General features: G+C 59.8%; 20 protein-coding genes and 1 other RNA gene. 14 read left to right on the top strand and 7 right to left on the bottom strand.

The window, feature by feature from the left end:
• The first annotated feature begins 374 nt into the window (after positions 1-374).
• The 14 genes from ccoN to V6L81_RS11555 all read left to right on the top strand — a co-directional run bounded on the left by ccoN (position 375) and on the right by V6L81_RS11555 (position 13,106).
• Positions 375-1,817: a cytochrome-c oxidase, cbb3-type subunit I gene (ccoN, locus tag V6L81_RS11620; RefSeq protein ID WP_095002754.1), complete on the top strand. Its 1,443-nt coding sequence runs from the start codon at positions 375-377 to the stop codon at positions 1,815-1,817.
• Positions 1,817-2,428: a cytochrome-c oxidase, cbb3-type subunit II gene (gene ccoO / locus V6L81_RS11615; protein WP_016780305.1), complete on the top strand. Its 612-nt coding sequence runs from the start codon at positions 1,817-1,819 to the stop codon at positions 2,426-2,428. The genes ccoN and ccoO overlap by 1 nt, the downstream gene beginning before the upstream one ends.
• A 5-nt stretch (positions 2,429-2,433) precedes the next feature.
• On the top strand, positions 2,434-2,625 hold the full coding sequence (locus tag V6L81_RS11610; protein WP_003447209.1) for a CcoQ/FixQ family Cbb3-type cytochrome c oxidase assembly chaperone: 192 nt from the start codon (positions 2,434-2,436) through the stop codon (positions 2,623-2,625).
• Positions 2,622-3,599 carry a cytochrome-c oxidase, cbb3-type subunit III gene (ccoP, locus tag V6L81_RS11605; RefSeq protein ID WP_095002755.1) on the top strand — a complete coding sequence of 326 codons (978 nt, stop codon included), beginning with the start codon at positions 2,622-2,624 and terminating at the stop codon, positions 3,597-3,599. Before V6L81_RS11610 ends, ccoP begins: the two co-directional genes overlap by 4 nt.
• A 143-nt stretch (positions 3,600-3,742) precedes the next feature.
• Positions 3,743-3,994 carry a type II toxin-antitoxin system Phd/YefM family antitoxin gene (locus V6L81_RS11600; RefSeq protein WP_095002756.1) on the top strand — a complete coding sequence of 84 codons (252 nt, stop codon included), beginning with the start codon at positions 3,743-3,745 and terminating at the stop codon, positions 3,992-3,994.
• Complete coding sequence (locus V6L81_RS11595; RefSeq protein WP_338659934.1) at positions 3,994-4,404, top strand: type II toxin-antitoxin system VapC family toxin; 411 nt, start codon at positions 3,994-3,996, stop codon at positions 4,402-4,404. Before V6L81_RS11600 ends, V6L81_RS11595 begins: the two co-directional genes overlap by 1 nt.
• A gap of 215 nt (positions 4,405-4,619) precedes the next feature.
• Complete coding sequence (gene ccoG, locus V6L81_RS11590) at positions 4,620-6,035, top strand: cytochrome c oxidase accessory protein CcoG (RefSeq protein WP_095002758.1); 1,416 nt, start codon at positions 4,620-4,622, stop codon at positions 6,033-6,035.
• 11 nt (positions 6,036-6,046) lie between these two features.
• Positions 6,047-6,589, top strand: a complete 543-nt coding sequence (locus V6L81_RS11585; protein ID WP_095002759.1) for a FixH family protein — start codon at positions 6,047-6,049, stop codon at positions 6,587-6,589.
• A gap of 106 nt (positions 6,590-6,695) precedes the next feature.
• Positions 6,696-9,146: a heavy metal translocating P-type ATPase gene (locus V6L81_RS11580; RefSeq protein ID WP_150627978.1), complete on the top strand. Its 2,451-nt coding sequence runs from the start codon at positions 6,696-6,698 to the stop codon at positions 9,144-9,146.
• A gap of 20 nt (positions 9,147-9,166) precedes the next feature.
• Positions 9,167-9,397, top strand: coding sequence for a cbb3-type cytochrome oxidase assembly protein CcoS (gene ccoS, locus V6L81_RS11575; RefSeq protein WP_095002761.1), 231 nt, complete (start codon positions 9,167-9,169; stop codon positions 9,395-9,397).
• Positions 9,390-10,073, top strand: coding sequence for a sulfite exporter TauE/SafE family protein (locus V6L81_RS11570; protein ID WP_095002762.1), 684 nt, complete (start codon positions 9,390-9,392; stop codon positions 10,071-10,073). The genes ccoS and V6L81_RS11570 overlap by 8 nt, the downstream gene beginning before the upstream one ends.
• 196 nt (positions 10,074-10,269) lie before the next feature.
• On the top strand, positions 10,270-11,652 hold the full coding sequence (gene hemN / locus V6L81_RS11565; protein ID WP_338659933.1) for an oxygen-independent coproporphyrinogen III oxidase: 1,383 nt from the start codon (positions 10,270-10,272) through the stop codon (positions 11,650-11,652).
• A 120-nt stretch (positions 11,653-11,772) separates the two neighbouring features.
• Positions 11,773-12,507: a fumarate/nitrate reduction transcriptional regulator Fnr gene (gene fnr / locus V6L81_RS11560; RefSeq protein ID WP_029611340.1), complete on the top strand. Its 735-nt coding sequence runs from the start codon at positions 11,773-11,775 to the stop codon at positions 12,505-12,507.
• 53 nt (positions 12,508-12,560) lie between these two features.
• Positions 12,561-13,106: an adenine phosphoribosyltransferase gene (locus V6L81_RS11555; RefSeq protein WP_095002764.1), complete on the top strand. Its 546-nt coding sequence runs from the start codon at positions 12,561-12,563 to the stop codon at positions 13,104-13,106.
• 121 nt (positions 13,107-13,227) lie between these two features.
• On the opposite strand, the gene recR is transcribed toward V6L81_RS11555, so the two are convergent.
• The 7 genes from recR to smc all read right to left on the bottom strand — a co-directional run bounded on the left by recR (position 13,228) and on the right by smc (position 24,065).
• Positions 13,228-13,830, bottom strand: coding sequence for a recombination mediator RecR (recR, locus tag V6L81_RS11550; RefSeq protein ID WP_016780292.1), 603 nt, complete (start codon positions 13,828-13,830; stop codon positions 13,228-13,230).
• A 118-nt stretch (positions 13,831-13,948) separates the two neighbouring features.
• Positions 13,949-14,287 (bottom strand): YbaB/EbfC family nucleoid-associated protein, encoded by a 339-nt coding sequence (locus V6L81_RS11545; protein WP_095002765.1) that lies wholly within the window; start codon positions 14,285-14,287, stop codon positions 13,949-13,951.
• A 77-nt stretch (positions 14,288-14,364) separates the two neighbouring features.
• On the bottom strand, positions 14,365-16,416 hold the full coding sequence (dnaX, locus tag V6L81_RS11540; protein ID WP_095026138.1) for a DNA polymerase III subunit gamma/tau: 2,052 nt from the start codon (positions 16,414-16,416) through the stop codon (positions 14,365-14,367).
• Between the two features lie 222 nt (positions 16,417-16,638).
• Positions 16,639-16,735: signal recognition particle sRNA small type (gene ffs / locus V6L81_RS11535), an RNA gene on the bottom strand.
• Between the two features lie 245 nt (positions 16,736-16,980).
• Complete coding sequence (gene ligA, locus V6L81_RS11530) at positions 16,981-19,341, bottom strand: NAD-dependent DNA ligase LigA (protein ID WP_338659932.1); 2,361 nt, start codon at positions 19,339-19,341, stop codon at positions 16,981-16,983.
• A 95-nt stretch (positions 19,342-19,436) separates the two neighbouring features.
• Positions 19,437-20,318, bottom strand: coding sequence for a cell division protein ZipA (zipA, locus tag V6L81_RS11525; protein ID WP_095002768.1), 882 nt, complete (start codon positions 20,316-20,318; stop codon positions 19,437-19,439).
• A gap of 258 nt (positions 20,319-20,576) precedes the next feature.
• Entirely contained in the window at positions 20,577-24,065 is a 3,489-nt protein-coding gene (smc, locus tag V6L81_RS11520) for a chromosome segregation protein SMC (protein WP_095024096.1), read from the bottom strand.
• Between the last annotated feature and the right edge of the window lies 1 nt (position 24,066).

Raw genomic sequence — 24,066 nt, 5'->3', positions numbered from 1 at the left:
CCCGCCATTCAGGACTAAGCTCAACGCTTGTGTGAGCCGGATCTGTGCAGCGCCACGTCAAGTGAAACTAACCGGTAAGTTGAAGGGCAGCGTTACGGGCCACAATGGTGGGTTTGCACCGGCTATCGTGCATTACGATGTTTGCCGCGCCTTGCCCCCCACCTCAACCCGCCCGCCTCGACCCCTCCACTTTTGCCCTGCATGCGGCGTTTTTGGCGAGGTCACTTTGACCTTACTCCGCGCATGGAAAGGCCGCAGAACAAGCCTTGGAAAGCATTGACCGGGGTCATGGTTCGTTGCAATAGCCCTACGCTTTATACATACTTGCGACCGATTTTTATCCTAATAAAATACCTAAACCGTGGAACCTTAGAATGAGCACAGCAATCAGCCCGACTGCTTATAACTATAAGGTAGTCCGCCAGTTCGCCATCATGACGGTGGTCTGGGGGATCCTTGGCATGGGGCTCGGGGTTTTCATCGCGTCACAGCTTGTGTGGCCTGAATTGAACCTTGGCCTCGAGTGGACAACCTTCGGCCGTCTGCGTCCCCTGCATACCAACCTTGTGATCTTTGCCTTTGGTGGCTGTGCATTGTTTGGCACCTCCTACTACGTCGTGCAGCGAACCTGCCAGACACGACTGATCTCCGATTCGCTGGCCTCGTTTACCTTCTGGGGTTGGCAAGCGGTTATCGTCGGCGCGATCATCACCCTGCCACTGGGTTACACCACCACCAAAGAATACGCCGAGCTGGAATGGCCTTTGGCTATTTTGCTGGCGATTGTCTGGGTGACCTACGGCATTGTGTTCTTCGGCACCATCACCAAGCGTAAAACCAAGCATATCTATGTCGGTAACTGGTTCTACGGTGCATTCATTGTCGTGACGGCAATGCTGCATATCGTCAACCACGCGTCCCTGCCGGTGAGCTTCTTCAAGTCCTACTCGGCTTACGCCGGTGCGACTGACGCCATGATTCAGTGGTGGTACGGCCATAACGCGGTAGGTTTCTTCCTGACTACCGGCTTTTTGGGGATGATGTACTACTTCGTGCCCAAGCAGGCCGAACGTCCGATCTACTCCTATCGCCTGTCCATCGTGCACTTCTGGGCGCTGATCACCCTGTATATCTGGGCCGGTCCGCACCACTTGCACTACACCGCACTGCCGGACTGGGCCCAGTCTCTGGGCATGGCGATGTCGATCATCCTGCTGGCACCCAGCTGGGGCGGCATGATCAACGGCATGATGACCCTCTCGGGCGCCTGGCATAAGCTGCGCACCGACCCGATCCTGCGCTTCCTCGTGGTATCCCTGGCCTTCTACGGCATGTCGACCTTCGAAGGCCCGATGATGGCGATCAAGACCGTCAACGCGCTGTCGCACTACACCGACTGGACCATCGGCCACGTACACGCCGGCGCTCTGGGCTGGGTGGCGATGATTTCGATCGGTGCCATGTACCACATGATCCCCAAAGTCTATGGCCAGAAGCAGATGTACAGCACCGGCCTGATCAACGTTCACTTCTGGCTGGCGACTATCGGTACCGTGCTCTACATCGCCTCGATGTGGGTCAACGGCATCACCCAGGGCCTGATGTGGCGTGCGATCAACGACGACGGCACCCTGACCTACTCGTTTGTCGAAGCACTGCAAGCCAGCCACCCGGGCTTTATTGTTCGCGCCCTTGGCGGTGCCATTTTCGCCAGCGGTATGCTGTTCATGGCCTACAACGTGTTCCGCACCGTGCGTGCCTCGAACCCGGTAGAAGCTGAAGCGGCGACCAAGATCGCTGTAGTTGGAGCGCACTGATGATCAAGCACGAAACAATCGAGAAGAACATCGGCCTGATGGCCTTCTTCATGGTTATCGCCGTGAGCATCGGCGGCCTTACCCAAATCGTTCCGCTGTTCTTCCAGGACGTGACCAACACCCCGGTCGAGGGCATGAAGCCGCGTAGCGCGCTGGAACTGGAAGGCCGTGACATTTATATCGCCAACGGCTGTGTCGGCTGCCACTCGCAGATGATCCGTCCGTTCCGTGCCGAAACCGAACGCTATGGCCACTATTCGGTTGCCGGTGAAAGCGTGTGGGACCACCCGTTCCTGTGGGGCTCCAAACGCACCGGCCCGGACCTGGCCCGAGTGGGCGGGCGTTACTCCGATGACTGGCAGCGCGCGCACTTGTATAACCCGCGCAACGTCGTGCCCGAATCGATCATGCCGGCTTACCCGTTCCTTGTTGAGCGCAAGCTGGACGGCAAGGACACCGCGAAAAAAATGGAAGTCTTGCGCACGCTTGGCGTCCCTTACACCGACGAAGACATCGCCGGGGCCAAGGATGCAGTGAAGGGCAAAACCGAAATGGACGCACTGGTGGCTTACCTCCAGGGCTTGGGCACCATCATCAAAAGCAAACGGTGATCTGAATGGATATCGGGATGATTCGTGGCCTGGGCACTGTCGTCGTGATGGTGGCTTTTATCGGTTTGGCATTGTGGGTATTCAGCCCGCGACGCAAGTCAGAATTTGACGACGCGACCCTGTTGCCGTTCAAGGATGATCCCGAAGCCATCAAGCACGTCGAGCAAGAGCAAGCTTCTAGGAGTAACAAAGAATGACTACGTTCTGGAGTCTGTACGTTACAGTCCTCACTCTGGGTACCATCTTCGCCCTGACCTGGTTGTTGCTGGCCACCCGCAAGGGCCAGCGCAGCGAGCAGACCGACGAGAAAGTCGGCCACGCGTTCGACGGCATCGAAGAGTACGACAACCCAATGCCGAAATGGTGGTTCATGCTGTTTGTGGGCACCGTCATTTTCGCTCTCGGCTACCTCGTGCTGTACCCGGGCCTGGGTAACTGGAAAGGCCTGCTGCCGGGCTATCAGTACCTGGATACCAAAGAGCAGACGCCGTTTGCCAATGGTCAGACCGGCTGGACCGGTGTACACGAGTGGGAAAAGGAAATGGCCAAATCGGACGCCAAGTTTGGGCCGATCTTCGCCAAATTCGCCGCCATGCCCATTGAAGAAGTGGCCAAGGACCCGCAAGCACTGAAAATGGGTGGCCGCCTGTTCGCCTCCAACTGTTCGGTGTGCCACGGCTCCGACGCCAAAGGCGCCTATGGCTTCCCCAACCTGACCGACGCCGACTGGCGCTGGGGCGGGACGCCTGCCGACATCAAGACCACCATTATGGCCGGCCGTCACGCGGTCATGCCGGGCTGGTCCGAAGTGATCGGTGAGCAAGGCGTCAGCGACGTGGCCGCCTACGTGCTGACCAGTCTCGACGGGCGCAAGCTGCCGGAAGGTGCGAAAGCCGACCCTGCCAAAGGCAAGGAAATCTACGCGACCAACTGTGCGGTTTGCCACGGGCCGGAGGGCAAGGGCAACCCGCTGATGGGCGCACCCAACCTGACTCACCCGGGGGCGTTTATCTACGGTTCGAGCTTTGCTCAACTGCAGCAGACCATCCGCTACGGCCGTCAGGGCCAGATGCCTGCCCAGGCTGACCTGCAGGGGAACGACAAGGTTCACTTGCTGGCTGCCTACGTGTACAGCCTGTCCCATGGTGATGAAGCCAAGACAGACGAGTAACGCGTTAGTTTGAACGCTGCAAAAAATGGCCCCGCCAACGACAGTTGGCGGGGCCATTTTGTTTCAGGGCTGCAGCAGCTATTGCCGTACACACCCACAAGGTAGTAACGTTTCTACATTGTATTTTTGGGGAGGATCAGCCCATGACCATCACCACCATTTCAAGCCGCGAATTCAACCAGGACACAAGCGGTGCCAAAAAAGCATCGCAACAAGGGCCTGTTTACATCACTGACCGTGGCCGCCCCGCCCATGTACTGCTATGCATGGAGGAGTACCAACGGCTAACCGGCCTGGACACCAGCATTGTCGACCTGCTGGTGATGCCCGAAACAACGCCGGTTGAATTCGAACCCGAACGCGCAGTCATCACGCCGCGCCCAGTGGATTTCTAATGTTCCTGCTCGATACCAACGTAGTTTCTGAACTGCGCAAAACCCAGGCCGACTCTGCAGTGGTGGCCTGGGCCCGCAGCGTCCCGGCTTACAAACTGTATATCTCGGCCATTACCCTGCTGGAAATCGAAACTGGCATCTTGCGCCTGGAGCGCCGCGACCCGGGTCAGGCCGCCCCCTTGCGCAACTGGCTTGAAGTACATGTTATGTCTGCTTTTGCCGGGCGCGTGCTGTCAGTCGATGGCGCCGTTGCCAGACGCTGCGCCCGCCTGCATGTGCCTGACCGCAGCAATGAATGCGACGCCCTGATCGCGGCCACCGCACTGGTGCATGACATGACCGTGGTTACCCGCAATACCCGGGACTTTGCCTTTAGCGGCGCCCCTTTGCTCAACCCTTGGGAGCTTTGACTCAGCCAGGACGCAACTCACCTGCAGGTGTAAGTCAATTGATCCATGTCATGAGTTGTTACAACTCCTATACCAACTTGCCATTTTCCGGAACGCGACCAAAGGTCGCACCCTTGAGCTAGAGTCACAGGGGTATCATTACGCTATCGCAACACCTTCTGACCGCGGTCGGCACGTACTGACCGAGGCATTTTCCACTGCCGTGGGACGCACTAATGAGCAATCAGATTCCTGTACACAACGTCACTCCACCTGCCAAAAAACCCGCTGAAAGCACTGACCTGTACGCGGCCAGGGAGAAAATCTACACCCGCGCCTTTACCGGGCTTTTCCGCAATCTGCGCATTGGCGGCGGAGCGCTGTTGTTCCTGCTGTATTTCGGTACGGTATGGCTCAACTGGGGCGGTCACCAGGCGGTGTGGTGGAACCTGCCCGAACGCAAATTCTTTATTTTTGGCGCCACCTTCTGGCCACAGGATTTCATCCTGCTCTCGGGGCTGCTGATCGTCGCGGCCTTTGGCCTGTTCTTTATTACGGTTTACGCCGGGCGCGTGTGGTGCGGCTACACCTGCCCGCAAAGCGTTTGGACGTGGGTGTTCATGTGGTGCGAGAAGGTCACTGAAGGCGACCGCAACCAGCGCATCAAGCTCGACAAGGCACCGATGAGCGCCAACAAGTTTGTGCGCAAGTTCAGCAAGCACACACTCTGGCTATTGATCGGCTTTGTCACCGGCATGACCTTTGTCGGCTACTTCTCACCCATCCGCGAACTGGTGATCGACTTCTTCACTGGTCAGGCTGATGGCTGGGCGTATTTCTGGGTCGGCTTCTTCACCCTCGCCACCTATGGCAACGCCGGCTGGCTGCGCGAGCAGGTGTGCATCTATATGTGCCCGTATGCGCGCTTCCAGAGCGTGATGTTTGATAAAGACACCCTGATCGTTTCCTACGACCCGCGCCGTGGTGAAGTCCGTGGCCCGCGCAAAAAGGACGCCGACTACAAGGCCATGGGCCTGGGCGACTGCATCGACTGCACCATGTGCGTGCAGGTATGCCCGACCGGGATTGATATCCGCGATGGCTTGCAGATCGAGTGCATCGGCTGCGCGGCCTGTATCGATGCCTGCGACAGCATCATGGACAAGATGAACTACCCCCGCGGCTTGATCAGCTACACCACCGAGCACAACCTCTCCGGCCAGAAAACCCATAAGCTGCGTCCGCGCCTGATCGGCTATGCCCTGGTATTGCTGACCATGATGGGTCTGCTGGCCGCTGCGTTCTTTACCCGCACGCTGGTAGGCTTCGACGTGAGCAAAGACCGCGTGCTGTATCGCGAGAACGCCGAAGGGCGGATCGAAAACGTCTACAGCCTGAAGATCATGAACAAGGACCAGCACGACCACACCTACGTGCTGGAGGCCACCGGCCTGCCGGATCTCAAGCTGCAGGGCAAACGCGAAATCAAGGTCGCGGCCGGCGATATCGTCAGCCTGCCGGTCGAGCTGTCAATTGCCCCCGAGAAGCTGCCGTCGAGTACCAACGAGGTGTTCTTTATCCTCAAGGACGCCGACAACAACGACGTCAACGTTAAAGCCAAGAGCCGATTCATCGGCCCACAAATCAGATAAGAGAACTCGACATGCCCGCAGCAAATGCTTCCAGCCCCTGGTACAAGCACATCTGGCCATGGATCATCATTGCCATCCTGGCCTGCTCGGTAACCCTGACCCTGTCGATGGTCACCATTGCCGTGAACAACCCGGACAACCTGGTCAACGATAATTACTACGAGGCGGGCAAAGGCATCAATCGGGCACTGGACCGTGAGCTGCTGGGCCAGACCCTGCAACTCAAAGCCAAGTTGCGCCTGGATGAAATGACCGGCGAAGTCGTGCTGCTGCTTGAGGGCAACAGCAAGCCGCAAGTGCTGGAACTGAACCTGATTTCACCGACCCAGCCGGAAAAAGACCGCAAGGTCAGCCTGAGCCAGAGCGCAACGGAACCGGGTCGCTATATCGGCCAACTGGATGACAAGATTGAAGGTCGCCGCTTTGTTGAGCTGCTGGGTGTTGAAGATGGCAAGACCTGGCGCCTGTTCGAAGAAGAACTGGTCGGCCACGACAAGGACCTGCTGCTGGGCGACGAGCCCATTCAAGGCGCTGAAGACCACAAGTCGAAATAACCCCATCGCGGGCAAGCCCGCTCCCACAGGGATGCGCGAACCCTGTGGGAGCGGTCTTGTCCGCGATGACGTATTTTCTGGTGACACAATATCGCGATAGAGCACCATGACCACTCCCGTTCCCTGCTATCACTGCGCCCTGCCCGTCCCGCCCGGCAGCCGGTTTACCGCCGTTGTTCTGGGCGAAGTTCGCGAGTTCTGCTGCCCCGGCTGCCAGGCAGTGGCCGAGGCTATCGTCGCTGGCGGTCTCGAAAGCTATTACCAGCACCGCAGTGAAGCATCCGCCAACCCTCAAGCCCTGCCCGTGCAACTGGTTGAAGAGTTGGCGCTGTATGACCGCCCCGATGTGCAAAAACCCTTTGTCCGACATGAGGGCGAGCAAGCCGAAACCACCCTGCTGATCGAAGGCATCAGCTGCGCCGCCTGTGGCTGGCTGATCGAAAAGCACCTGCGCCATCTGCCAGCCGTCAGTGAAGCGCGACTCAACTTGTCCAACCATCGCCTGCAGGTACGCTGGGACGATAGCCAATTGCCATTGAGTGAAGTCCTCAGCGAACTGCGCCATATCGGCTATGCCGCGCACCCGTACCAGGCCGACCGTGCCACCGAACAATTGGCCAGCGAAAACCGCCTGGCCTTGCGCCAGCTCGGTGTCGCCGGGCTGCTGTGGTTTCAGGCCATGATGGCTACCATGGCCACCTGGCCAGAGTTCAATATCGACCTCAGCCCCGAGATGCACACCATCCTGCGCTGGGTAGCGTTGTTTCTGACAACACCTATCGTGTTCTACAGTTGCGCCCCCTTTTTCAAAGGCGCCATGCGCGACCTGCGCACCCGCCACCTGACCATGGATGTGTCAGTCTCCCTGGCCATCGGCGGTGCTTATATCGCCGGGATCTGGACGGCCATCACCGGCGTCGGCGAGCTGTATTTCGATGCTGTGGGCATGTTTGCCCTGTTTTTGCTGGCCGGCCGCTATCTGGAGCGCCGCGCCCGCGAGCGCACCGCCGCCGCCACTGCGCAATTGGTCAACCTGCTGCCAGCCTCATGCCTGCGCCTGAGCGCTGACGGGCAAAGCGAACGCATTCTGCTGACTGAACTCAAGGTCGGCGACCGGGTGCTGGTGCACCCCGGCTCAATCATGCCGGCTGACGGCAAGATCCTGGATGGTCAGTCCAGCATCGACGAATCCCTGCTGACTGGCGAATACCTGCCACAACCACGGCAGATTGGCGACGCCGTCACGGCCGGCACCCTCAATGTGGAAGGCGCGCTGACCGTTGAAGTCATGGCGCTGGGCCAGGACACGCGCCTGTCCGCCATCGTGCGCCTGCTTGATCGCGCTCAAAGCGAAAAACCTCGCCTTGCGGAGATTGCCGACAAGGCCGCGCAGTGGTTCCTGCTGTTCTCATTGATCGCTGCTGCGGGTATCGGCCTGTGGTGGTGGCAACTTGATGCATCACGGGCCTTCTGGATTGTCCTGGCGATGCTGGTCGCCACCTGCCCTTGCGCTTTGTCGCTGGCGACGCCGACCGCACTCACCGCCGCTACCGGCACCCTGCACAAGCTGGGCCTGCTACTGACCCGTGGCCATGTGATCGAAGGCCTGAACCAGATCGACACAGTGATTTTCGACAAGACCGGCACCCTGACTGAAGGACGCCTGGCGCTGCGGGCCATTCGCCCTTTGCGCGAGCTGGACAGCGACCACTGCCTGGCCCTTGCGGCCGCTCTGGAAAACCGCTCCGAGCACCCGATTGCCCGTGCGTTTGGCCGCGCTGCGCAAGCCGCTGAAGAAGTACGCAGCGTGCCTGGACTGGGCCTTGAAGGGCTGGTCGGCGAGCAGCGCTTGCGCATAGGCCAGCCAGGATTTGCCTGTGAGCTGAGCCAGTGCCCGATCCCGGACATGCCGGACGAACCCGGCCAATGGCTGCTGCTGGGCGACACCCAAGGCGTGCTGGCCTGGTTTGTTCTGGACGACCGCCTGCGGGACGATGCCCCGGCATTGCTGGCAGCGTGCAAGGCCCGCGGCTGGCACACGCTGCTGCTGTCGGGGGACAGTTCGCCGATGGTCGCCAGCGTGGCCGCCGAACTGGGGATCGATGAAGCTCAGGGCGGCTTGCGCCCGGATGACAAATTGCAGGTCTTGCAAAAACTGCACGCCCAAGGCCGCAAGGTGCTGATGCTGGGGGATGGTGTCAACGATGTACCTGTGCTCGCCGCTGCCGATATCAGCGTGGCCATGGGCTCGGCGACCGACCTGGCGAAAACCAGCGCCGATGCGGTGCTGCTGTCCAACCGCCTGGACGCGCTGGTGCAAGCGTTCAGCCTGGCGCGACGGACCCGACGGGTGATCATCGAAAACCTGTTGTGGGCCGGACTCTATAATGGCCTGATGCTGCCATTCGCCGCACTGGGCTGGATTACTCCGATCTGGGCCGCCATCGGCATGTCGATCAGCTCACTGACCGTGGTGCTCAACGCCTTGCGCCTGACGCGCATGCCCGCCCAGGCGCATACTCCAGCCATGCCACACTCTCGCCCGCTACCGGCTTGACCCGGTCCCCTGGAGCCCTTATGCCAGCGCTTTACATCATGATTCCGGCGGCCCTGCTGATTGTCGCCATCTGCATCTTTATCTTCTTCTGGGCAGTCGACAGCGGCCAGTATGATGACCTGGACAGCCCAGCCCACAGCATCCTGTTCGATGACCAGGATCCGCAGCATACCGCTGCCGTCGAAGAAGCCAAAAACCTGCACCCGGAGTCGGCCAGCGACACCGACAAAAAAGCCCCGCCCCATGCTTGAGCTGGCCCCGCTGCTGGTATCGGCCGTTATCCTGGGCCTGCTCGGGGGCGGACACTGCCTGGGCATGTGCGGCGGTCTGATGGGCGCGCTGACGCTGGCCATCCCCAAAGAGCAACGCAGCCGACGCTTCAGGCTGCTGCTGGCCTACAACCTTGGCCGAATTCTCAGCTATGCCACAGCAGGACTACTGCTGGGGCTGGCAGGCTGGGCTGTGGCCAACAGCCCGGCGGCCATGTTTATGCGCATCCTCGCCGGTTTGCTGCTGATTTGCATGGGCCTGTACCTCGCCGGCTGGTGGAGCGGCCTGACCCGCATTGAAAGCCTGGGCCGCGGCCTGTGGCGGCATATCCAGCCCGTGGCCAGCCGCCTGTTGCCGGTCACCAGCCTGCCGCGCGCCTTGCTGCTGGGGGCACTGTGGGGCTGGCTGCCCTGCGGGCTGGTGTACAGCACGCTGATCTGGTCCGCCAGCCAGGGCAGCGCAGTCGACAGTGCATTACTGATGCTGGGGTTCGGGCTGGGCACCTGGCCCGTACTGCTGGCCACCGGCCTTGCCGCAGAACGTGTTACCGCAGTGCTGCGCAAACGCAGCGTGCGCATGGCTGGAGGATTACTGGTGATCCTGTTCGGTATCTGGACCCTGCCCGGCCCGCATCAGCACTGGTTGATGGGGCACTAGACAGAACCCGTGGGAGCGAGCTTGCTCGCGATGGCATCACCGCGATTTGCCTGACACATTGCGTCGCCGGTATCGCGAGCAAGCTCGCTCCCACAGGTGCACTTGCCAATCACAGCTGTTGATGCAAATCAAGATGCTACAACGACCCACCCCCTAGAATCCGGAGCATTGCCAGCCATCCCAGGGGAATGCCCGCATGCTCGACGCCATTCGTTGGGACCCAGAATTGATCCGCCGCTACGATCTTGCCGGACCGCGCTACACCTCATACCCGACAGCCATGCAGTTCAACAGCCAGGTCAGCCCGTTCGACCTGCTGCACGCCCTGCGCGAAAGCCGCAAGGCTCTGCGCCCGCTGTCGTTGTATGTGCACGTGCCGTTTTGCGCCAATATTTGCTATTACTGCGCCTGCAACAAGGTCATTACCAAAGACCGTGGCCGGGCCCAGCCCTACCTGCAGAAACTCGAGCAGGAAATCCAGATGATCGCCTGCCACCTCGACCCCAGGCAGAAGGTCGAGCAACTGCACTTTGGCGGCGGCACCCCGACTTTTCTTAGCCACGACGAATTGCGCCAACTGATGGCCAAGCTGCGTCAGCAATTCAATCTGCTGGACGACGACTCCGGCGACTACGGCATCGAAATCGACCCCCGCGAAGCCGACTGGTCGACCATGGGCCTGTTGCGTGAACTGGGCTTCAACCGTGTCAGCATCGGCCTGCAAGACCTCGACCCGGACGTGCAAAGGGCGGTCAATCGCCTGCAAAGCCTGGAAGAGACCCGGGCAGTGATCGACGCTGCACGCACGCTGCAATTTCGCTCGATCAATATCGACCTGATCTACGGCCTGCCCAAGCAGACCCCGGAAGCCTTTGCCCGCACCGTTGAAGAAGTGATCAGCCTGCAGCCCGATCGCCTGTCGGTGTTCAACTACGCGCACTTGCCTGAACGTTTCATGCCCCAACGACGCATCAACACCAGCGACCTGCCCTCGCCTGCCGCCAAGCTACAGATGCTGGAGCGCACCATCGAGCAACTGACCGGCGCCGGCTACCGCTATATCGGCATGGATCATTTCGCCCTGCCAGACGATCAACTGGCCATCGCCCAGGAAGAATCAACCCTGCAACGCAACTTCCAGGGTTATACCACCCACGGCCATTGCGACCTGATCGGGCTTGGTGTCTCCGCCATCAGCCAGATCGGCGACCTGTACTGCCAAAATGACAGCGACCTGGCCAAATACCAGCACACCCTGGCCAGCGGCCAGCTCGCCACCAGCCGTGGCCTGGTATGCAATCAGGATGACCGTATCCGTCGCGAGGTCATCCAGCAGATCATCTGCAATTTGCACCTGCCGTTCGCGACCGTGGAGCAGGCGTTCAATATCGACTTTCGCGGCTATTTTGCCCCTCAGTGGCCGACGCTCAAGACCATGGCCGCCGACGGCCTGATCGCCCTGGACGACCAGCAACTGACTGTGCTGCCTGCTGGCAGGCTGCTGGTGCGCTCGGTGTGCATGGTGTTCGACGCTTACCTTGAGCAACAAACCCGTCAGCGCTATTCGCGGGTGATCTAAGGTCGCAAACACGACCTCTACAGCATGAGATGAGTGCCCTGGCATGGTGCGGCTGGTCTAGCCCCCCCACGCTGGGTTACCCTTGCATCTTATGTGTGTTTTCCTACAAGGATTTAAGAAATGTCCGAGCCAGTAAAAGTGCGCGCTCACACTCAGGCACAGTGCAAGGATTGCAGCCTGGCCCCACTCTGTTTGCCACTTTCGTTGAACCTGGAAGACATGGATGCGCTGGAAGAAATCGTCAAGCGCGGCCGCCCACTGAAAAAAGGCGAGTTCCTGTTCCGCCAGGGCGACACGTTTGGCTCGGTTTACGCGGTACGTTCCGGCGCACTGAAAACCTTTAGCCTGAGCGACAACGGTGAAGAGCAAATTACCGGCTTCCACCTGCCCAGCGAACTGGTCGGCCTGTCGGGTATGGACACTGAAACCTACCCGGTATCGGCCCAGGCGCTAGAGACTACACCGGTATGCGAAATCCCTTTCGAACGTCTCGACGAACTCTCCGTGCAACTGCCGCAACTGCGTCGCCAGCTGATGCGTGTGATGAGCCGCGAAATCCGCGACGATCAGCAAATGATGTTGCTGCTGTCGAAAAAAACCGCCGACGAACGTATCGCCACGTTCCTGGTCAACCTGTCAGCGCGTTTTCGTGCTCGCGGCTTCTCGGCCAATCAGTTCCGCCTGAGCATGTCGCGCAACGAAATCGGCAATTACCTGGGCCTGGCCGTTGAAACCGTGTCCCGCGTGTTTACCCGCCTGCAGGAAAACCAGTTGATCACTGCCGAAGGCAAGGAAGTGCATATTCTTGACCCGATCAAGCTGTGTGCCCTGGCCGGTGGTTCGCTGGAGGTTTGACACGGCCTGACGGGTTATACTGGCGCGCTTAACGCTCCCCAGGACAGCCCGATATGGTCTCCGACGATTTTTGCCTCAAAACCCTGATTCGCCCGGTTATTGATTTCCCCAAGCCGGGCGTCATCTTTCGCGACATCACCCCCCTCTACCAGTCGCCCCGCGCCATGCGCGTGATCGCCGACAGCTTTATCGAGCGCTACGTCGAGGCTGACTTCAGCCATATCGGCGCCATGGATGCCCGCGGCTTCCTGATCGGCTCGGTACTGGCCCACCAGCTCAATAAACCGCTGATCCTGTTTCGCAAACAGGGCAAATTGCCCGCAGACGTTTTGGCCGAAGGCTATCAGACGGAATATGGCGAAGCGTTTCTGGAGGTTCACGCCGACAGCCTGTGCGAGGGCGACTCGCTGCTGATCGTCGATGACCTGATTGCTACGGGCGGCACGCTGATTGCGGCAGCTAACCTGGTGCGACGCATGGGTGCGCAGGTGTTTGAAGCAGCGGCCATTATCGACCTGCCCGAACTGGGCGGTTCGCAGCGCTTGCAGGATTTGGGTGTGCCTACTTTCTGCCTGACGGAATTTTCGTTAACCGAGTAATACCGACACGTGGGAGCGGGCTTGCTCGCGATAGCATCAGCGCGGTTCAACTGAATACCGCGGTGCCTGCATCGCGAGCAAGCCCGCTCCCACAGGAGTCCCCTCTCCCCTGCAATCGCAGTCAGAGCGTAATCGGCCGACGCCCCGAGAACGAGTGCGCCAAAGTACCGCCATCCACCAGTTCCAGCTCGCCACCCAGCGGCACACCGTGGGCGATACGCGAAGCGATCAGGCCTTTGTTGCTCAGCAACTGGGCGATGTAATGCGCAGTGGCCTCGCCCTCAACCGTTGGATTGGTGGCCAGGATCACCTCCGCAAACGTACCCTGCTCTGCAATACGCGCCATCAATTGCGGAATGCCTATCGCCTCAGGGCCTAAACCATCGAGCGGCGACAAATGCCCCTTGAGCACAAAGTAACGGCCGCGATAACCGGTCTGCTCCACGGCATACACGTCCATCGGCCCCTCGACCACGCACAGCAAGGTGTCATCCCGGCGCACATCGGCACACTGCGGGCACAGATCGTCTTCGGTCAGGGTTCTGCACAAACGGCAATGCCCCACACCTTCCATCGCCTGAGTCAGCGCCAGGGCCAGGCGCGAGCCACCACTGCGATCACGCTCAAGCAATTGCAACGCCATGCGCTGGGCGGTCTTTTGACCCACGCCCGGCAAGGTACGCAAGGCATCGATCAGTTGGCGAATCAGAGGGCTAAAGCTCATAAGGAAAGGTCCGACAAAACAACGAGACGCGGTTTATACCCTCGGTGTGAGCTAGCGTCAAATACCCGTAAAACAGGCAAAAAAATGCCAGGCTCATGGCCTGGCATTTCAGCATGCCTTAGAACGGCATCTTCATGCCCGGCGGCAGTTGCATGCCGGCGGTCACACCAGACATTTTGTCCTGGCTGTTGGCTTCGATCTTGCGCACGGCGTCGTTGACCGCTGCGGCGAACAGGTCTTCCAGCACTTCGCGGTCGTCTTCGCTCACACCTTCCAGCAAAGTCGGGTCAATGCTCACCCGCTTGACGTCATGACGGCCGGTCATGACCACAGTGACCATATCGCCACCCGCCTTGCCGGTGACTTCAGCATTGGCCAGCTCTTCCTGCATCTTGGCCATTTTTTCCTGCATCTGCTGCGCCTGCTTCATCAGGCCGGCCATGCCACCTTTCATCATGGGAATCACCTCAAACGTTATTTGGACAATGCACCCGCAATCAAAACGACTGCGGGCTGTAAGTTTCTGCTCTGGCGTTACGACACTTGAGCCTGAGCCACCTCTAAAGGTTGAATCGTATCTTCGCGTACGGCCGCACCGAACTGCTCGACCATCTGCCGGACCACCGGGTCGGCATGGATCGACTCTTCGGCCAGACGCTGGCGCTCTGCGCGAAAACGCGAAGCCGCCTGGGCCGGGGTTTCCTGCTCCGGCTTGACCAGCTCAATCGTGACTTTGAGTGTACGCTGAGTGAACTGGTTCAGTGCATCGTTGAGTCGACGCTGCTGGGTCAGGTTGAACAACGCGCTGTGGGCCGGGTCCAGATGCAACAGCCAGTCATCACCGTCAACTGCAATCAGCGTGCAGTTGGCGCCAATGCTGGCGGTCATGCCCGACACCGGTAATTTGGGGAACATCTCCAGCCATTCAAGGGCCAGACCGGTCGCCGGCATCGCCGCAGGCAGCGGTTCGGGCGCAGGCGCAGGCTCGCTGGCATGCTCACTGGCCAGCTCGTCGAGGTAGCTGTAGGCCGCCGAATCCATGTCCGGCTCAATGTAGTCTTCGTCCAGGGGCGGCTCGTCGTCACGATCCATGCCCGACACCGCTGCGTCCACCTGCTCGACGGTCGGCTCTGGAAGCGGCGCCGCGATCCACTCCGGCGCATCCGGCACCACACTGTCCGGCGTCGGCAGCGGCATCGGCGGCAACTCAGGAGGCTCGCCAATAGTGTCCAGCACCGACTCGGGCGCAACCTTGAGCTCAATCACCGGGGCAGCCGGCTCGTTCCAGGGCAAGTCCTTTTCCGCCACTGACGGAGCCTTGGGCGCCTGCACAGGCTCGGCAACCGCTTCGACCACAGGCGGTACCGGTTGCACTGCCACCGGTGCCGGCGCGGCCGGCACTGGCTCGACAGGGGACATGGCCGCCACGGTTGGGGCGGAATCAACTGTGGCCTGGCTGATCCCCACTGGCTTTAGCGGCTGACTCGGCGCGTTGCCGGTGTCTGCCGGGCGGAAGGCCAGCATTCGCAGCAGGACCATTTCAAAGCCACCACGCGGATCTGGCGCCAGCGGCAAATCGCGCCGGCCAATCAGGCCCATCTGGTAATAAAATTGCACATCTTCGGCAGGCAATGCCTTGGCCAGGGCCAAGACGCGATCGCGGTCGCCGTGACCATTATCGACGCCTTCGGGCAGCGCCTGGGCAATGGCCACGCGATGGAAGACGTTGAGGATCTCGGACAGCACGCCATTCCAGTCCGGGCCCTGCTCGGCCAGATGGCGAACGGCCTCGAGCATGGCCCTGGCATCACCTTCGATCAAGGCGTGCAACAGGTCGAACACCTGACCGTGATCCAGCGTACCAAGCATCGCCCGCACATCACCCGCCAGTACCTTGCCCTCACCGAAGGCAATGGCCTGATCGGTGAGGCTCATGGCATCACGCATCGAGCCATCGGCGGCGCGACCGAGCAGCCACAGCGCATCATCTTCAAACGGCACATTTTCGACACTGAGAACGTGGGTCAAATGCTCGACCACGCGCTCGGGCGTCATGTTCTTCAGCGAAAACTGCAGGCAGCGCGACAGGATCGTGGCCGGCAATTTCTGCGGGTCGGTGGTCGCGAGGATGAACTTGACGTAAGGCGGCGGCTCTTCAAGGGTCTTGAGCAGCGCATTGAACGAATGGCTGGAGAGCATGTGCACTTCGTCAATCAGGTAGACCTTGAAGCGCCCGCGGCTCGGCGCGTACTGCACGTTGTCGAGCAGTTCGCGGGTGTCCTCGACCTTGGTGCGGCTGGCGGCGTCGATTTCGATCAGGTCGACAAAGCGCCCTTCATCGATTTCACGGCACACGGAGCACTCGCCACAGGGAGTCGAGGTGATACCTGTTTCACAGTTCAGGCATTTGGCGATGATCCGCGCAATGGTGGTCTTGCCGACGCCACGGGTACCGGTGAAAAGGTAAGCGTGGTGCAGGCGCTGACTGTCCAGGGCATTGATCAGAGCCTTGAGCACATGGGTCTGGCCGACCATTTCGCGGAACGAGCGCGGACGCCATTTACGTGCAAGAACCTGATAACTCATTGATAACCGTCGCGTCAGAAAAGCGGAGGGGGCTAATGCTAGCGGAGCAAGGGCAAAATTGCATCCGATGCGCACGTTTAACTGCGCGCAGCCTTGGCATAGACCTTTTTACCCACGCACAGAAAATCATCGCCCGGTCTTTTGACCGTCGAACAAGGCCTGACTGCAAGATTTGGAGTTTGGTTCGAACCCGACAGAACTGCGGGTTTAAAATGGAGGCAACCCCACCAGCCACACCCCGGCACACAATGTTCCCGCTGTGGCTGCTTCCTTCCGGATCTGACCAGGTTCACGGGTAATCGTTGCGGGGGGACCGATAGGGTCACCATAACAACATCCGCTTAGCAGCGAACGGCGCCATTGTACCTGTCTGAGAAAAACTTACAACCGCTGCGGCAAGAATAAAAAAATGAATGGGCTCAAGCACTTGGATTCGGGTTGAAACACCGCCTCGCAACCCGGCACAGGTCATTTGTGGGAGCGGGCTTGCTCGCGATGGCTTCTGCGCGGCTCAACTGAGACACCGCGTCGCCTGCATCGCGAGCAAGCCCGCTGCCACAGCCATTACGTAATCGAAATACCCTGTTCGCTCAAAAACGCGACAAAAGCTTCTTCATCCAGCACCTTGAGCCCCAGCTCGTTGGCCTTGGCCAGCTTGGAGCCTGCTCCCGGCCCCGCTACGACGCAATGGGTCTTGCCCGACACCGAGCCCGAAACCTTGGCCCCCAGACTTTCCAGCTTGTCCTTGGCCACATCGCGACTCATTAATTCCAGCGAGCCGGTCAACACCCAGGTCTGGCCTGCCAGCGGTAAACCTTCCACGGCCTTTTTCTCGCTGTGCCAGTGCATGCCGAAATCACGCAGTTGCGCTTCGATTGCCAGCGCCATACGGGCATTTTCAGGGTTATCGAAGAACTCGCGTACCGCCTTGGCCTGTTTTTCCGGCAAGGCCTGGCGCATATCGAGCCAGTCTGCAGTGATCACCCCTTCAAGGGAGCCAAACCTGTCGGCCAGTTTTTGCGCCCCGCCCGGCCCCACCGAAGGAATATGCAACTTGTCGATCAACCCGCCCAAGGTTGTGCTGGCGGCAAACTCGGCACCCAGCTCACCTTGATCCTGCAACTCAAGACCACGCTCCAGCAGTTGATCAATCACCTGCTGGTTGTGTGCGTCACTGAAGAAACTATGAATCTCGTGCGCCACTTCCAGCCCCACGTCCGGCAGGTAGGTAAGCACTTGCGGCAAGGCCCGCTGCACACGCTCCAGGGAGGCCAATGAACGCGCCAGCACCTTGGCAGTCTCTTCGCCCACATCGGGAATGCCCAATGCGTAGATAAAACGCGCCAACGTCGGACGCTTGCTGTCGGCGATGGCCTGCAGCAAGTTCTTGCTCGACAGCTCGGCAAAGCCTTCGAGATCGACGATCTGCTCGAACTGCAGGGTATAGAGGTCTGCCGGCGAACTCACCAGGCCCTCATCGACCAACTGCTCGACACTTTTTTCCCCCAGGCCTTCAATGTCCATCGCCCGGCGCGAAACAAAATGAATGATCGCCTGTTTAAGCTGGGCACCACAGGCCAGCCGGCCGACACAGCGGTACACCGCACCTTCGCTGACGGTTTCACGGCCCTTGCTGCGCTTGATCAGCTGCGTGCGCTCAACGTGGGAGCCGCACACCGGACAGCTTTCAGGGATCTGCACCGGCCGGGCATCTTCAGGGCGACGCTCCAGCACCACCTGCACAACCTGCGGGATAACATCACCAGCACGGCGAATAATCACGGTATCGCCAATCATCAGGCCCAGCCGCGCCACTTCATCCATATTGTGCAGGGTGGCATTGGATACGGTCACCCCGGCCACCTTGACCGGTTTGAGACGCGCCACGGGCGTTACTGCACCGGTGCGTCCGACCTGAAACTCAACATCCAGCAACTCGGTCAGTTCCTCCATGGCCGGAAACTTGTGCGCGATGGCCCAGCGCGGTTCACGCGCACGAAAGCCCAGCTCGCGCTGCGACGCCAGGCTGTTGACCTTGAACACCACTCCGTCGATCTCGTAGGGCAAGGAAGCACGACGCTCACCGATATCACGGTAATAGTCCAGGCACTCGGCAATTCCCTTTGCCAGCTTCAGCTCATGACTGATGGGCATGCCCCATTGCTGCAATTGTTTGAGGTTGCCGATATGGGTGTCCGAAAACTCTTCAGAGACCTGCCCCAGACCGTAGCAGCAAAATTCCAGCGGGCGGCTGGCCGTGATCTTCGAATCCAGCTGACGCAAGCTGCCCGCCGCTGCGTTGCGCGGATTGGCAAAGGTCTTGCCGCCAGCAGCCAGCTGAGACTCATTAAGACGCTCAAAGCCGGCCTTGGACATAAACACTTCGCCACGCACTTCCAGCACCGCTGGCCAGCCGCTGCCATGCAGCTTGAGCGGAATATTGCGCACGGTGCGTACGTTGACGCTGATGTCTTCACCGGTAGTGCCATCACCCCGCGTGGCACCACGCACCAGGCTGCCATCCCGGTACAACAAGCTGACTGCCAGCCCGTCCAGCTTGGGCTCACAGCTGTATTCAACTTCAGCGCCGCCACCAAACAGATCGCCCGCGGGCAGATCCAGGCCCTCGCTGACACGGCGATCGAATTCGCGCATATCGGTTTCATCGAATGCGTTACCCAGGCTCAGCATGGGCACTTCGTGACGCACCTGAGTAAAGGCAGACAAGGCTGCGCTGCCAACGCGCTGAGTGGGCGAGTCGGCGGTCACCAGCTCAGGATGTTCGGCCTCCAGGGCCTTCAGCTCGCGGAACAGGCGATCGTACTCGGCGTCCGGAATGCTTGGCTCGTCGAGTACATGGTAGCGGTAATTATGCTGATCCAGTTCAGCGCGCAGCTCTAGAATGCGGGTATTGGCGGCGGTCATGGGGTGTTCTCTCACAAAGCAAAAGAGCAGCCGAGGCTGCTCCTTGTGTTATTCATGCTGCATGTGGGTGGAGCAGGCAAGCCGCCCCCACATGTTCAGCGTTTTTGAGTCAGGGCACGGCGCTCGAATTCAACGATGCGCTGGCGGTAATGCTCGATAGTCTGGGCCGTCAACACACTGCGCTGGTCATCTTTAAGCTCACCATTGAGCTCCTGGGACAGCTTGCGTGCAGCGGCAACCATCACATCAAAAGCCTGCTTGGGATGGCGCGGGCCGGGCAAACCAAGGAAAAAGCTGACAGCTGGCGTACTGAACAGGTCAATATCATCCAGGTCGAATACACCCGGTTTCACCGCATTGGCCATGGAGAACAGCACTTCGCCATTACCGGCCATGCTTTCGTGGCGATGGAAAATATCCATCTCGCCAAAACGCAAACCGCTTTCGAGGATGTTCTGCAACAGTGCCGGGCCTTTGAAGCCTGCCGGGTCACGGCTGATCACGCTGATCACCAGCACTTCTTCGGCGGCCTGCTGCGGTGCAGGCTCCTTGACTTCAACGTCCGCTACGCTCGGCTTGGCACGACCACGCGCCGGCTTGACTGGCGCTACATGATCATCATCACGAGCACTGATGCTCGGGCCTTCATCCAGTTCAAGATCAAGGTTCAGGTCACCCTGGCTCGGCTCACCGCCACGCTTGCCGCGCTTGGCACCTTTGTCCCGTGCAGGCATGCTGACCGATGGCAAGTCGTGCTCATCAAGTTGCGGCTCTTTATGGGTTGGCGTATCCAGCACCCGTGACGGGCCCAACAACTCAGGGCTGTGCTCGTCGTCAGGGGCATTGGAAAAACTGCGATCAAGTCGAAACTTGAGCTTGCCTTTGCCACCACGCATGCGGCGCCAGCCATCAAAAAGAATACCGGCGATTACCACTATGCCGATGACTATCAGCCATTCGCGCAGACCGATTTCCATGTAATCCCTTGCCCCTAAAAAATGATTCTATGAAGAAGAGCCTAAAGCCCTTTAAAACGTGGCGCCAACTCTATGTTCTGAATGGCGTTTTACCCACGTACAAAAAAATTAGACATTAAATTAACACGACCAAAGATAACTTTACACCGTCTGTCGCATTGAGCTAGGCCCATGCTGCCTTCGACCTACACGTCATATCGGTCAAATGCTTGAAATTTTTCTTACAAGAAGAAAAAAATCGTCCTACATGCTTATAGCTCAAGCATCGACCATTGCCATTGCCTCCTCAACATCAACCGCTACAAGACGTGAACAGCCCGGCTCATGCATCGTCACCCCCATCAACTGATCCGCCATCTCCATGGCGATCTTGTTGTGAGTGATATAGATAAATTGCACGGTCTGCGACATCTCCTTTACCAAGCGTGCATAGCGGCCTACGTTAGCGTCATCAAGCGGTGCATCGACTTCGTCGAGCATGCAAAACGGCGCCGGGTTGAGCTTGAAAATGGCAAAAACCAGCGCCAGGGCCGTCAAGGCTTTCTCGCCACCGGACAGCAAATGGATCGTGCTGTTCTTCTTGCCCGGCGGACGCGCCATGATGGTCACCCCTGTATCGAGTAGATCTTCGCCCGTCAGTTCCAAATAAGCGCTGCCGCCACCGAAAACTTTTGGGAAAAGTGCCTGTAATCCACCATTTATCTGATCAAAGGTGTCCTTGAAGCGGCTGCGGGTCTCTTTGTCGATCTTGCGGATGACGTTTTCCAGGGTATCGAGTGCCTCGACCAGATCAGCATCCTGAGCATCCAGATAGCGCTTGCGCTCCGATTGCTGCTGATACTCATCAATGGCTGCAAGGTTGATCGCGCCCAGGCGCTGAATTCGCGCAGCGATACGCTCCAGTTCTTCTTCGGCCTGCTGCTCGTTGACCTCGGCATCGAGGGTGGCCAGCACCCCGTGCAGGTCATAGCCATCGGCCAGCAACTGATCCTGCAACGCAGTACGACGCACGCTCAAGGCCTGCCACTCCATGCGCTGCTGTTCGAGCTGGCCACGAATCAATTGCGATTGTTGCTCAGCCTGATTGCGGCGTTTTTCGGCATCGCGCAATTCGCGATCGGCATCTTCGAGCGCGGTCTGGGCAATCTTGAGTTCTTCATCCACGCTCAGGCGCTTGTCGAGCAACTCTTCAAGCTTGAGGCGCAACTCTTCCAGCGGCGCTTCGCCCTCCTCCAGATTGAGGGTCAGCTGTTCGCGCTTTTCAGCCAGGCGCTCGGCCTGCATTTCCAGGCGCTCAAGAGCCTGGCGGGTGGAATCATGCTGCGCCTTGAGCGACCCCAGGCGGACAGCCAACTGGTGGGCGTGGTCTTTATGTTGTCGAGCATCCTGACGCACCCGATCCAACTGCTCGCGCAGACTGTCGCGACGGGCCAGCAACAGCTCGCGCTGCCCGGTATCGGTGGCCATGGCATCCAGGGCGTCCTGCAACAGCAGGCGCGCCTCCCCTACCTGCTCATGCTCCAGGGCGCGCTGCTCACCCAACTCGGCCAGTTCTTCGTCCAGACGGCGGCGGCGCAAGGTCAATTGCTCGACCTTGGCCTTGCTGGCGGAGAGCTTGGCCTTGATCTCACCCTGGTGGCGAGCTTCATCCTGCAAGCGACGGCGAAGCTGCTCACGAGAGTCTTCCTGCATACGCTGTTGCTCACGCATGCTTTGTAGTTGTTCCTCCAGGGCCGCCAGGGTGGCTTCACGCTCTTCGCACTCAAGCCCCAGGCGCTGGATTTCCTGGCCCCGGGCCAGCACCCCGCTTTCGGCTTCACTGGCGCGGCGCACCCGCAGGAAGTTGCGCCCGACCCAATAGCCATCACGGCTGATCAGGCTCTGGCCCTCGGCCAGTTGAGCACGCAAGGCCAGTGCCTGCTCCAGTGTTTCGACCGGTTTGACCTGGCCCAGCCACGGCGCCAGATCAAAATCGGCCGTGACCTTGTCAAGCAGGCTGCCCGCCAAGCGAGGGGCCTGCCCTGCATCACTGAACAGGCGCAAATCACCCTGGGCAAACCCTGCCAGATCCAGCCGGGCAAAATCCTCGACCAGTACGGCCTGCAAATCAGCCCCCAACACGGTCTCTACCGCCAGCTCCCAGCCAGCCTCTACGCGCAGGCCTTCTGCCAGTCGTGGCTGCTCGGCAAGCTGCTGATCGCGCAACCATTCGCCAGTACCGGTACCCGGATCAAGCGCAGCCTGCTGCAAGGCCTCCAGCGATGCCAGACGACCGTTGAGGCGCTGCAGCTCGCCCTGGGCCTGCTGCTGGTTCTGCGTGGCCTGTTGCAAGTCGTGACGCACTTGCTCGAGCTGCTCGACCAGTTGCTGCTCACTGGCCTGCAGCTCTTCGTGGGCCATTTCGCTGCTGGCCAGTTGCTCACTGAGCTCCAGAATGGCCGCATCTTCAGGGTCTGCGGCCAGCAAGGCACGCTCTTCAGCCAGGCGGCGCTGACGTTCCGCAACGCGCTCCATACTGGTTTCCAGCTGCTGGATACGGGCTTGCAGCACTTCGGACTGGCGCTGCGGCTCGGCCGAGCGAAGGTTGAAAATGTCCCACTGCTCCTGCCAGCCATGCATGGTTTGCTCGGCCACTTCCAGAGTAGCGGCAGCCTCTTCGGCGGCCGCGCTGGTCAGTTCCTGCTCGGGCTCAAGCATGTGCAGCTCTTCAGCCAGAGTCGCCAGCAAGGTGCGGTCATGCCCCAGATGGGATTCGGTTTCCAGGCGCGAGCGCTCGGCTTCGCGCAGGTCATCCTGCAACTGGCGCAAACGTTGCTGGCCATGCTGAATGCTCTGCTCGACCCGGGCAATATCGCCCCCTACCGAATAGAAGCGCCCCTGCACCAGATTGAAGCGCTCTGACAGATCATGGTGCCCGTCACGCAGGCGTTCGATGCTGGCATCGGCATTGCGCTGCTCGGCCACCAGGGCTTCGAAACTGACTTCCTGATTACCGATGACCGCTTCGCGCTGCCCCACCTGCTCATTCAGGGCCTGCCAGCGCAGAGCCGACAGCCGGGCCTTGAGCTGACGCTCTTCGGCCTTGTATTCCTGATATTTCTCGGCGGCCTGGGCCTGGCGGTGCAAACGCTCCAGCTGACGCCCCAGCTCATCGCGCAGGTCAGTCAGACGGGCAAGGTTTTCGTGGGTACGGCGGATACGGTTTTCAGTCTCGCGGCGGCGCTCCTTGTACTTGGAAATGCCCGCCGCCTCTTCGATAAAGTTGCGCAGATCTTCGGGCTTGGACTCGATCAGCTTGGAGATCATGCCCTGCTCGATGATCGAGTAGCTGCGCGGCCCCAGCCCCGTACCGAGGAAGATATCGGTAATGTCACGACGACGGCACTTGGTGCCATTGAGGTAATAGGTGGTCTGGCTGTCGCGGGTGACTTTGCGGCGGATCGATATCTCGGCATAGGCCGCATACTCGCCCAGCAGCGTGCCGTCGGAGTTGTCGAAGACCAGTTCGATACTGGCCTGGCTCACCGGTTTGCGCGTGGTGGAGCCGTTGAAGATAACGTCGGTCATCGACTCGCCGCGCAGGTTCTTGGCCGAGCTTTCGCCCATGACCCAGCGCACGGCATCGATGATATTGGACTTGCCACAGCCGTTGGGGCCTACCACCGCCGCCATATTGCTTGGAAAGGTAACGGTTGTCGGGTCAACGAAGGACTTGAAGCCGGCCAGCTTGATACAGGTCAGGCGCACG

It is taken from the genome of Pseudomonas bubulae, from assembly GCF_037023725.1.
Lineage (GTDB): Bacteria > Pseudomonadota > Gammaproteobacteria > Pseudomonadales > Pseudomonadaceae > Aquipseudomonas > Aquipseudomonas bubulae.
This window is presented reverse-complemented; position numbering and strand designations above follow the sequence as displayed.